Annotated in this window: 7 protein-coding genes; 2 read left to right on the plus strand and 5 right to left on the minus strand. The window is 70.7% G+C overall.

Annotated elements, in window-relative coordinates; translation table 11 throughout:
- Positions 1 to 8: 8 nt before the first annotated feature.
- From G3I60_RS22625 to G3I60_RS22635, 3 genes are all read right to left on the minus strand, one after another.
- Entirely contained in the window at positions 9 to 920 is a 912-nt protein-coding gene (locus G3I60_RS22625; RefSeq protein ID WP_138353756.1) for a sugar ABC transporter permease, read from the minus strand.
- Positions 921 to 932: 12 nt separating this feature from the next.
- Positions 933 to 1,859: a carbohydrate ABC transporter permease gene (locus G3I60_RS22630; protein WP_232484786.1), complete on the minus strand. Its 927-nt coding sequence runs from the start codon at positions 1,857 to 1,859 to the stop codon at positions 933 to 935.
- 264 nt (positions 1,860 to 2,123) lie between these two features.
- The gene (locus tag G3I60_RS22635; protein ID WP_138353754.1) at positions 2,124 to 3,413 is read right to left on the minus strand and encodes an extracellular solute-binding protein; all 1,290 of its coding nucleotides are present in this window, start codon (positions 3,411 to 3,413) and stop codon (positions 2,124 to 2,126) included.
- A gap of 340 nt (positions 3,414 to 3,753) precedes the next feature.
- Between G3I60_RS22635 and pulA the strand changes: the two genes are divergently transcribed.
- Positions 3,754 to 9,165: a pullulanase-type alpha-1,6-glucosidase gene (gene pulA, locus G3I60_RS22640; protein ID WP_164294737.1), complete on the plus strand. Its 5,412-nt coding sequence runs from the start codon at positions 3,754 to 3,756 to the stop codon at positions 9,163 to 9,165.
- Between the two features lie 51 nt (positions 9,166 to 9,216).
- Here pulA and G3I60_RS22645 read toward each other — a convergent pair whose 3' ends face one another.
- A complete protein-coding gene (locus tag G3I60_RS22645; RefSeq protein ID WP_187144843.1) occupies positions 9,217 to 9,747 on the minus strand; it encodes a GNAT family N-acetyltransferase in 531 nt (176 codons plus the stop codon).
- 67 nt (positions 9,748 to 9,814) lie between these two features.
- On the opposite strand from G3I60_RS22645, the gene G3I60_RS22650 reads away from it, so the two are divergent.
- Entirely contained in the window at positions 9,815 to 10,300 is a 486-nt protein-coding gene (locus tag G3I60_RS22650; protein ID WP_164294739.1) for a GNAT family N-acetyltransferase, read from the plus strand.
- Between the two features lie 4 nt (positions 10,301 to 10,304).
- On the opposite strand, the gene G3I60_RS22655 is transcribed toward G3I60_RS22650, so the two are convergent.
- A partial coding sequence (locus tag G3I60_RS22655) for a hypothetical protein (protein WP_203673513.1) occupies positions 10,305 to 12,035 on the minus strand: 1,731 nt, incomplete at its 5' end.

Consider the following 12,035-nt stretch of genomic DNA (forward strand, 5'->3'; position numbering starts at 1 on the left):
TGGACGGATCAGGACTTGGCGGCGCCGGCGGTGAGGCCGGAGACCAGGTGGCGCTGGACCAGGAAGAAGACGAGGGCGGCCGGGATGGCGATGATCACCGCGGCAGCGGTCAGCGAACCCCAGTCCGCGCGCTGGTCGGTGGCGAGGGTGCGGATGCCGGCCGCCAGCGTGAAGTTCTCGTTGGTGCTCATGAACTGGCTCGCGTAGGCGACCTCGCCCCAGGCGGTCAGGAAGCTGTAGAAGGCGGTGACGGCCAGTCCCGGCCGGGCCAGCGGCAGGATCAGCCGCCAGAACGTGCCGAACGGGGTGAGCCCGTCGATCCGGCCCGCCTCGTCGATCTCGTGCGGGATGGTGTCGAAGTACCCCTTGAGCATCCAGGCGCAGAACGGCACCGAGATCGTGCAGTAGGTGACGATCAGACCGAGGTAGCTGTCGAGGAGGCCGAGGGTGCCGAGCAGGTTGTACAGCGGCACGATCAGCACGGCCATCGGGAACATCTGCGTCGTCAGGAAGGTCCACATCAGCTGCTTGTGGCCGGGGAACTTCATCCGCGAGATGGCGTAGCCGGCGCTCGCCGACAGCATGACGCCCAGCACGGTCGTCGCGGCCGCGACGATCACCGAGTTGAGGAACCACTTCGGGAAGTTGGTGTGCAGGATGTTCCGGTAGTTCTGCAGGCTCAGGTGGTCGAGGACGCCGCCCGGGTCCGTCCACGCGTTCTTCGGGCCGAAGGAGATGAACGCGATCCACAGCGCCGGGAAGATGGCGATCGCGCTGGCGACCATGAGCGTGGTGTGCAGGGCGACCGAGGCGCCGCGGCCGCGTTCGCCGCGCTGGCGGCCCGGACGGCGGGCGGGCTTCGCGGCGGAGCGGGCCGGGTCGGCGCTTCCCGTGGTGCCGGTGTGGGCTGTTGCACTCATCGTCATGGCTCCTTACGCCTGCTCGGTCTTGGCCTGGTAGCGGCGGTAGAAGGTGGAGAAGACCAGCAGGATGGCGAGGATGACCATGCCGTACGACGCGGCTCCGGAGTAGTCGGACACCCCGGTGAACGCCTTGCGGTAGGCGTAGGTCACGAGGATGTCGGTGTCCCCGCTGTTGTTCTGGCCCAGCAGCAGGAAGATGATCGGGAACATGTTGAAGGTCCAGATCACCCCGAGCAGGATCACGGTGTTGCTGACCGGGCGCAGGCCCGGCAGCGTGATGTTCAGGAACCGCTGCCAGGGGGAGGCGCCGTCCATCTCGGCGGCCTCGTAGAGCTCCTGGGGAACCGACTGCATGCCACCGAGCAGGGCGACCATCATGAAGGGTACGCCCGCCCAGACGTTGACCATGATGACGGCGACCTTCTGGGCGAAGGGGGTGCCCAGCCAGTCCTGGGCCGGCAGTCCGACCTGCGTGATCATCGAGTTGAACACGCCGTACTGCGAGTTGAGCATCAGCCGCCAGGCGAAGACGCTGACGAAGGCCGGGATGGCCCACGGCAGGATCAGTGACAGCCGGTAGAAGAGCCGGAACCGCACCGGGCGGTTGAGCAGCAGCGCCATCCCCATGCCGATGGCGTAGGTGAAGGCGACGCAGGTCACCGTCCAGGTGACGGTCCAGATGAGCCGGGGGTAGAAGTCACCGTCCTGGCCGGAGATGATCTTCCAGTAGTTGTCGAAGCCCACGATGTCGTACGACGCCGGGATGTGGACGGGGCCGATGTTCTTGGCGACCGTCATCTCGTTGGCGTTGGTGAACGACAGATAGGCGCCGTAACCCAGCGGGTACAGCACCAGGACGCCGATCACGATGACCACCGGGGCGACCATGGCCCAGGCGTACCAGTGCTTGTCCCACGACCGCTTGAAAGACGTCATGAGGCCGGCGCGCGGGGCCGTGCCGCGCGATTGCCTGTCAATGGTTGCGGTGGTCATCACTCATCGGCTCTTTCCACGATTACGGATGATGGTGCGAGTGGTGTCGCGGCCCCGGAGCGCCCCTCGGAACGGGGCGGGCGGGGTGGCTCGTTCCCCGGGGCCGCGCGTTCGGCCCGGCCCGGACGGCCGGGCGCGTGGGCCCCGGCCCTCCCAGGAGGAGGACAGGGGCCCCGGCCGACCGGACCGGAGTCTGGTGCCGCTGGGCTACTTGGTGAAGCCCGGCAGGAGCGTGGCGAACTCGGAGGCCGCCGCGTCCAGTCCGGCCTGGACCGAGACCTGGCCCTGCAGGATCTTCACGTACTGCTGCTGGAGCGGGGTGAAGAGGCTGCCGACCTGGGCGAGTGCCACCCGCGGGCGGGCGGTGTCCATGATGCTCTTGAAGCCGGCGATCTTCGGGTCGGCGGTCACCGCGGGGGTGTAGGCCGAGGTGCGGGTCGGCAGGGTGCCGGTCTTGGTCGCGATCGTGACCTGGCTGGCCGAGGAGGTCATGAACTCGGTGAACAGGTAGCTGGCGTCCAGGTTCTTGGAACCCTGGTAGACCGCGAGGTCGTGACCGCCGGTCGGCGCCTGCGGCTTGCCGGTGGAGCCGGCCGGGACCGGGGCGTAGCCGAGGTTCGACTCCTTGCCCTTGAAGGCCGAGCCGCTGATGTCGTCACTGACCGACCAGGGGCCCTGGATCAGCATGGCGACCTTGCCGTTCTTGAACGAGGTCTGCATGTTGTCGTAGGCGCTGGCGAAGTCGACCTTCGCCGAGGAGGTGTCGTAGATCTCCTTGGCCTTGGTGACCGCCTTGACGGCCTCCGGCGAGTTGATCGTGATCTTCTTGGCGGCCGCGTCGGCGAGGTCGGTGCCCTCGCCGAAGAGCAGCGGCATCAGGAAGTACGTGTCCGGGTTGACGTAGGTGCCGGTGACCCCGGTCTTGTCCTTGATCGTCTTCGAGACGGAGATGAACTCGTCCCACGTGGTCGGCGGCTTGGTGATGCCGGCCTTGGCGAAGAGCTCCTTGTTGTACAGCAGGCCCAGGGTGTCGGTGACCGACGGGACCCCGTAGGTCTTGCCCTCGTACTTGGTGGTGTTGAGCGGGCCCTGCGTGAAGTCGCCGGTGTCCTTGAGGGCGGCGGTGCCGTCCAGCGGGGCGATGTAGTGGTTGGAGGCGTACTCCGGGATCAGGCCGACATCGGCCCGGACCACGTCGGGGGCGCCCTTGCCGCTCTGCGCCGCCGTCTTGAACTTGTTCTCCACGTCGGAGAACGGGACGTTGACGTACTTGACCTTGATCTTCGGGTACTTCGCCATGAAGTCCTTGATCAGGCTCTGGTAGACAGGCGCCTCGTTGGTGGCGTCCGAGGTGTCCCAGTACGTGATGTCCCCGGAAACTCCGGCCGGGTCCTTCGCCGCGTCCCCGGTGCTCTTGTTGTCGCTGCTGCCGCCACAGGCGGTGGCTCCGAGAACGATGGCCGCGGCCATCGCCACGGCGGATATGCCGCGTCGCATACCTGTCTCCTTGATGAGGGTAAAACCCGGTTCACCCTGGAGTGGGTGATGCGCGCCGCTTGTGCTGTGCGGCTGCTCGGGCTGGGCAGGAACGTAACAGCGATGTAAGACCTTGCGAAAGAGCCTGCAAGAAAGTTTCCGCAGGGTCTGCCGAATGTGACATCCCCGTTACCTGCGGATGTCCGGTGCAGGCCCAGGGCCTGAAGAAGTCCGTTGCAAGGTCTTGCTGCAAGGAGCGGGCAGCGATAGCGTCCGCAGCGCCCGGCGGTGCTGCCGGGCGGCCGCGGGACTCGGCGCGTAGTGCCCCGGCACGAGCTTTCCGTATCGAGGAGACCCGCCCGTGTCCGTACCCGCACGCATACGACGTGTGGCAGCGACGGTGGTGTCGGCGCTGCTGCTGGCCACCGTGCCGGCCGCCGTGCCCGCCCTGGCCGCCGCGCCACCCGCCCCGCCGTCCGACGCGGCGCTCGCCGCCCAGCCGGCCCGCCACGACCTCACGCGTGAGCAGTTCTACTTCGTCCTGCCGGACCGCTTCGCCAACGGCGACACCCGCAACGACACCGGCGGGCTCACCGGCTCCCGGCTGGTCACCGGCTACGACCCCACCGACAAGGGCTTCTACCAGGGCGGCGACCTCAAGGGCCTGACCGGGAAGCTCGACTACATCAAGGGGCTCGGCACCACCGCCATCTGGATGGCGCCGATCTTCAAGAACCAGCCCGTGCAGGGCACCGGTAAGGACGCGTCGGCCGGCTACCACGGCTACTGGATCACTGACTTCACCCAGGTCGACCCGCACTTCGGGACCAACGACGACCTGAAGAAGCTCATCGCCGCCGCCCACGCCAAGGGCATGAAGATCTTCTTCGATGTCATCACCAACCACACCGCCGACGTCGTGGACTACAAGGAGAAGGCGTACTCCTACCTCTCCAAGGGCGCGTTCCCGTACCTGAGCAAGGACGGCACGCCCTTCGACGACTCCGACCACGCCACGGCCGCAGCGGGCAAGGACTTCCCGGCGGTCGACGCCGACTCCTTCCCGCGGACCCCCGTCGTGGCGCCGGAGAAGAAGAACCTCAAGGTGCCGGCGTGGCTCAACGACCCGGCGATGTACCACAACCGTGGCGACTCCACCTACGCCGGGGAGAGCACCGACCAGGGCGACTTCTCCGGCCTCGACGACCTGTGGACCGAACGTCCCGAGGTCGTCCAGGGCATGGCGAAGATCTACGAGAAGTGGGTCAAGGACTTCGCGATCGACGGCTTCCGGATCGACACCGTCAAACACGTCGACCTGCCGTTCTGGACCCAGTGGGCCACCGCGCTGGACACGTACGCCGCCCAGCACGGCCGGAAGAACTTCTTCATGTTCGGCGAGGTCTACTCCGCCGACACGGCGATCACCTCGCCCTACGTCACCCAGGGCCGGCTCGACGCGACCCTGGACTTCCCGTTCCAGGACGCCGCCCGCTCCTACGCCTCCCAGGGCGGCTCCGCGGCCAAGCTGTCCGGCCTGTTCGCGCAGGACTACCGGTACACCACCGACAAGGCCAACGCCTACGAGTCGGTGACGTTCCTCGGCAACCACGACATGGGCCGGATCGGGACGTTCCTGAAGCAGGACAACCCCGGCGCCACCGACGCGGAGCTGGTGCGGCGGGACCAGCTCGCCAACGAGCTGATGTTCCTCAGCCGCGGCAACCCCGTCGTCTACTACGGCGACGAGCAGGGCTTCACCGGGGCCGGCGGCGACAAGGACGCCCGGCAGACCATGTTCGCCTCCCAGGTCGCCGACTACCTCGACGACGACGAGCTGGGCACCGACCGCACCCACGCCGGCGACGCCTACGACACCGCGGCGCCGCTGTACCGGACGATCGCCGCGCTCTCGAAGCTGACCAAGGAGAACCCGGCGCTGCGCGACGGCGTGCAGACCGAGCGGTACGCGGCCGACGGCGCGGGCGTGTACGCGTACTCCCGTACGGACCCGAAGGCGCGGACCGAGTACCTGGTCGCGGTGAACAACGCGGCCGAGGCGAAGACCGTGGCGGTGCCGACCGGCGCGGCCGGGGCGGACCTCCGCGCGCTCCACGGCGCCACCGGCACCCTGCACAGCGGCGGCGACAGCAAGGTCACCGTGACCGTCCCCGCGCTGTCCACCGTCGTCTACAAGGCGGACAAGCCACTCGGCGCCCCGGCCACCCGGCCGTCGATCGCGCTGCAGGCCCCCGCCGCCGGCGCGACCGGCACCGTAGAGATCTCCGCCGGCGTGACCGGCGGGCAGCTCGACCGGGTGGTCTTCGCCGCCCAGGTCGGCAACGCCAAGTGGCAGGTGCTCGGCTCCGCCGACCACGCGCCCTACACCGTCACCCAGGCGCTCGACGCGGCCGTCCCCGCCGGGACCGCCCTGCGCTACAAGGCGGTGGTGACCGACTCCGCAGGCCACATCAGCAGCGCGACCGCCGCCACCACCAGCGGCGCACCGGTCCGGCCGACGCCGCCCAGCGCCGTCTCCCGCGACTACGCGGTCGTGCACTACCAGCGCACCGACGGCGACTACACCGACTGGGGCCTGTACACCTGGGGCGACATCGCCGACGGCGAGGGCACCACCTGGCCGGCCGGCAAGCCCTTCTCCGGGCGCGACGCCTACGGCGCCTTCGCCTACGTCAAGCTCAAGCCGGGCGCGTCCAGCGTCGGCTTCATCGCCGTCGACAAGAACGGCGTCAAGGACACCGACGCGGACCGGTCCGTCGACCTCACGAAGACCGGCGAGGTGTGGATCAAGCAGGGCAGCACCGAGGTGCTGAACGCGCCGCCCACGGGCGCCTACCCGCCGCAGGACACCACCAAGGCCGTCCTGCACTACCAGCGCGCCGACGGCGACTACGCCCACTGGGGCCTGCACACCTGGACCGGCGCCGCCACGCCCACCGACTGGACCAAGCCGCTCCAGCCGACCCGGATCGACGCCTATGGTGCCGTGTACGAGGTGCCGCTCGCCCCGGGTGCCACCTCGGTGAGCTACATCCTTCACAACGGCGACGCCAAGGACCTGCCCTCCGACCAGTCCCTGGACCTCGCCTCCAGCGGGCATGAGGTGTGGCTGTTGGCCGGCACGCAGAAGTACCTGCTCCCGCAGCCCAAGGGCACGGGCGGAGACCTCGACCTGAGCAAGGCGCAGGCGCAGTGGATCGACCGCGACACCGTCGCCTGGCACACCGACGCGAGCGCCTCCGCCAGCCAGCAGCTCGTCTACGCCCCCGACGGCGGCATCACCGTCAAGGACGGCGCCCTGTCCGACGAGGGCCACTGGCTGCGGCTGTCACCGGTCGCCGGCGGCCTGACCGCCGCCCAGAAGGCGAAGTACCCGCAGCTCAAGGAGTACGCGGCCTTCACCGTCGACCCACGCGACCGGGACCGGATCGGTGCCGCGCTGCCCGGCCAGCTCATCGCCACCCAGCGCGCCGCGAACGGGGCGCTGCTCGCCGCCACCGGTGTGCAGACGCAGGGGGTGCTCGACGACCTGTACGCCGCGAAGGCGCAGCGCGCGGCGCTCGGCCCGGTCTTCGACCACGGCCGGCCCGCCCTGTCGGTCTGGGCGCCCACCGCGCACAGCGTCGCGGTGGAGATCGACGGCAGGACCGTCCCCATGCGGCGCGACGCCGGCAGCGGCGTCTGGTCGGTGACCGGCGGCCGCGACTGGACGGGCAAGCCGTACCGGTACGCGGTCACCGTCTGGGCGCCGAGCGTCCAGAAGCTGGTCACCAACCTGGTGACCGACCCGTACTCGGTCGCCCTGACCGCCGACTCCGCCCGCAGCCTCCTCGTCGACCTGGCCGACCCGAAGCTCGCCCCCAAGGGCTGGCAGCGGCAGGCCAAACCGGCGGCGGTGCCGCTGGCCCAGGCGCAGATCCAGGAGCTGCACATCCGTGACTTCTCGGTCGCGGACACCACCGTCCCGGCCGCGCAGCGCGGCAAGTACACCGCCTTCACGGTTCCCGGTTCGGCGGGCATGACGCATCTGCGCGCGCTGGCGAAGGCCGGCACGGACTACGTGCACCTGCTGCCCGCGTTCGACTTCGCGACCGTCCCGGAGAAGACCGCCGACCAGGCGGTCCCGGACTGCGACCTCGCCTCCTTCCCGGCCGACTCCGAGAAGCAGCAGGAGTGCGTGGCCAAGGCCGCGGCCAAGGACGCCTACAACTGGGGCTACGACCCGTACCACTACACGGTCCCCGAGGGCTCCTACGCCACCGACCCGGACGGCGCCGGCCGCACCACCGAGTTCCGGCAGATGGTGCAGGGCCTGAACAACGCGGGGCTGCGGGTGGTGATGGACGTGGTCTACAACCACACCTCCGCCTCCGGCCAGGCCGACACCTCGGTCCTCGACAAGATCGTGCCCGGCTACTACCAGCGGCTGATGCCGGACGGCTCGGTCGCCAACTCCACCTGCTGCTCCAACACCGCGCCGGAGAACGCGATGATGGGCAAGCTGGTCGTCGACTCCCTCGTCACCTGGGCGAAGGAGTACAAGGTCGACGGCTTCCGCTTCGACCTGATGGGCCACCACCCGAAGGCGAACATCCTCGCCGTCCGCAAGGCGCTGGACGCGCTGACGCTCGCCAAGGACGGCGTCGACGGCAAGAAGATCATCATGTACGGCGAGGGCTGGAACTTCGGCGAGGTCGCCGACAACGCCCGCTTCGAGCAGGCCACCCAGGCCAACATGGCCGGCACCGGCATCGCCACCTTCAGCGACCGGGCCCGCGACGCCGTACGCGGCGGCAGCCCGTTCGACGCCGACCCCGGCGTGCAGGGCTTCGCCAGCGGCCTCTACACCGACCCCAACTCCTCGACCGCCAACGGCACCACCGCCGAGCAGAAGACCCGGCTGCTGCACTACCAGGACCTCATCAAGGTCGGGCTCACCGGCAACCTGAGCGCGTTCACCTTCACCGACTCCGCAGGCAAGCAGGTGCACGGCTCCGAGGTCGACTACAACGGCCGGCCCGCCGGATACGCGGCGGCACCGGGCGACGCCCTCGCCTACGTCGACGCGCACGACAACGAATCGCTGTACGACGCCCTCGCCTTCAAGCTCCCGGCCGCCACGACGGCCGCCGACCGGGCCAGGATGCAGGTGCTCGCCGAATCGACCGCCATGCTCTCCCAGGGCCCGGCGCTCTACCAGGCGGGCAGCGACCTGCTGCGCTCCAAGTCCCTGGACCGCAACTCCTTCGACTCCGGTGACTGGTTCAACGCCATCCACTGGGACTGCGCCACCGGCAACGGCTTCGGCCGCGGCCTCCCGCCGGCCGCCGACAACCGGTCCAAGTGGCCGTTCGCCAAGCCGCTGCTCACCTCACCCGCGCTGCACCCCGGCTGCGCCGAGATCACCGGCGCCTCCGCCGCCTACCAGGACCTGCTCAGGATCCGCTCCACGGAACCGGCCTTCGCACTGACCTCAGCGGCCCAGGTCCAGGACCGGCTCTCCTTCCCGCTGTCGGGCCAGGACGAGGCCCCGGGTGTCATCACGATGCGCCTCGGCGACCTGGTCGTCGTCTTCAACGCCACGACCACCGCCCGGACCCAGCGAGTCCCCGCCCTCACCGGCACCCCCTACGCCCTCCACCCGATCCAGTCCACCGGCTCCGACCCGATCGTCAGAACCGCCACCTACGACAGAACCACCGGAACCTTCACGATCCCGGCCCGCACGGTCGCGATCTACACGAAGCGATAACCGCGCGGAACGACGGACAGGGCCCGCCTCCCACCCGGGGGGCGGGTCTCGTCAGTCGACGAGCCGTTTCTCCAGGAGGGTTACCGCGTACCTGCTGCCCTTGCCACCGTCCTTGAGGGGTTGTTCGCCGGTCACGGTGTAGCCGGCGGACTCGTAGTACGCGCGCAGGCGGGGGTTGGTCGAGACACAGTCCAGGCGGCTCAGGGTGCGGCCGGTTCGGGTGATGCGGTGTTCAGCGTGGGTGAGCATCGCGCGGCCGAGGTTCGGCGGGGCGGTGGCGCGGTCGGTCATCAGGCGGTGGATGTAGCCCGCGACCGGGGGCTGCGGGCCCCAGGCGGGCTCGTCGTCCCACCACAGTTCCCAGCCGCCGACCGGGGCGGCGGCGCCGGTGTCGGCGAGCCAGACCTCGCCCTCCTTCATACGGAGCAGGAAGTGGTCCTCGCTCTTCTGGCCGGGCTTCCACTGGTCGATGCCGTGCCGCTGCATCCAGCGGGCGGCGCCGTCGTACAGGGCGACGAGGGCGGGTACGTCGTCCTCGGTGGCCTGCCGGAAGATCACACCGTCTCGTTGAAGATCGCTCATGGCCGTCATTCTCACCCGGAGCCCCCGGCCCGGAACCGGCCACCCCCGAGGGGACGTCCAGGGGATCATGAACGCCATATCCGTCACGATCCGTGACGCCGATCCCGGTGACCTGGACAGCATCGCCGACGTGCACCGCAGGGCCCGCGCCACGTACTACGAGGGGCACCTCCCCGAGGAGGCGTACAACGGCCCCGACGAACTGCGCCGCTGCCGGGAAGGCACCGAGCGCGCGATCGGGTCGGCCGACCGCAAGGTGCTCTGTGTGCTGCGCGAGGACCGGGTGGTCGCCTTCGCGGTGCTCGGCTTCCGGCCCGGCGAGGAGAAGCTCTTCCAGTTCCACGTCGACCCGGAGCTCTGGCGGGCGGGCCTCGGCAGCGCCCTGCACCGGGCGTGCGTCACGGCCTGGCAGGACGCCGCCGTGACCGCCGCCCGGCTGGAGGTCTTCGGGCCCAACCGGCGGGCCCAGGCGTTCTACGCCCGCCAGGGCTGGGCCGAGGACAGCCACGTGGACGACCACGTCACGATGTCCCTGGCCGTCCCCAGCCGCTGAGTCGCTACCCCAGCGCGTCCAGGGTCCTGCCGGTCGTCAGCCGGCCCGTCAGCTTGGCGTTCGCGCCGCGTTCCGCGCGGACGGCGAGCAGCGGGCCGTCCGCGCTCGCGCGGACGCCGCCGGTGGCCGAGACCTTGGTGACCTCGCGGCTGCCGGCCGCGAGCAGGAACCAGTGGCCGGCCGGGGACTTCCACATGACGCCGGCCAGCACGTGCTGGCCGAACCGGCTGCACGCGTTGGTGTCCTCGGCCTGTGCGGCCACCGCCGCGAGAGCGGTCGGCGACGAGCCGGGGGGCTGGAACTGCACCATCGCCTGCCCGGCGCCGCGCCAGGTGTCCGTCCGCGTGCACACCCACGACGCGGGTGCGCCGCCCTCGGGCAACCGCTGCTCGGCGAACTCCCAGTTGTTGACGGCCCGTACGCCCTGGCCGCGCAGCGCCCCGAGCCGGCACGCGCTGTGCGCCCAGTTCAGCAGGGCCTGCGACCCGGTGGCCTCGCGCGGCTGCCGGGCCGGGGCGGACGTGCCGCCCGGCGGCGGGGTGTACGTGAGATGGACCGGGGTCAGATCGCCCAGGTCGGTCAGCAGGAACGAGTGCTGTTCGACGACCTTTGCCGAGGAGCGGAACTGCAGCACCGGCCACGCCGTCCCGCACTGGCCCGCAGGGGCGCCCGCGCCCGGACTTCGGACGGGGTCGGTGACGCCATCGGCCGCGACGTGCAGCGGTTGTCCGGCACGGTTGGGCTGGAGCAGGTCGCGGGTCTGCGCGTCGTCGACCCAGGGGGCGGTCAGGAAGCGGGTGTTGCCGTCGACGCGGCCGACGACGACGGCCGCACCGGTGGTGACGTCCGCGTCGTCCACCCGCGCGAAGTCCAGCGCGGCGAAGCCCTTGCCGTCCTGCGGCTCCGCGTACCGGACGATCCGCATCCCGTCGTAGAGCACGACCACGGCCGCCTCGCCCACATCGCCCGCGTACAGCAGCTGCGGGGGCTGGGCGGGCAGGCCGCGCGAGGTGCCGGGGGTCGCCGAGACCTGCACCCGCTCCCCGGGCCGCGACCACACGGCGAGGGCGCGGCGCAGCAGGTCGGTGTCGTCCTTCCGGCCGCCCCGGGCCGGCCACGCGGTGAAGTCCATCCGTGCCGTGTGCTCCCACAGCGCGGTGTCGGCCCGTACCAGCGCCGACGACTCCAGCGGGCTCGCGGATCCGGCGGGCGTCCCGGCGGCGTACGAACCGGGGTCGCCGTCGTCGGAGCCGGCCAGCGGCAGCAGCACCGCCGCGACCACCACGGCCGCGCCCGCGAGGCCCGCGGCCCGCATGTGCTGCCGGCGGCGCAGCAGATCGGTCGGCCGCGCCTGCACCGTGCACGGGTCGAACTCGCCCCCGCCGAGCAGCGCCCGGACCGGCTCGCCGCCCTCACCGGCGGCCGCGGCCGCCTCGGCGACAGCGGTGCGGGGATCCGCGACGCCCGCCGCGGCCAGCACCTGCCGCACCTCGCGTTCGGCCAGCCCCTCCAGGGCGCTCAGCGCGAACGCGGCACGGGCGGGACTGCCGAGCGCGGAGAGCGAACGGTCCAGGGCGAGTTCGTCCGTACCGCCCGCCTTGGGGTGCAGCCGCAGCCCCCACACATGCGGCAACGGCAGCCAGCCGCGCGCCTCGTGGGCCCGCTTCCGCCACCCGTCCTCCGCGCCGTGCGCCACCGCCCCGCGCAGCACCTCCTGGCGCACCAGCGCGTACGC

The organism is Streptomyces sp. SID13666 (genome assembly GCF_010548325.1).
Lineage (GTDB): Bacteria > Actinomycetota > Actinomycetes > Streptomycetales > Streptomycetaceae > Actinacidiphila > Actinacidiphila fildesensis.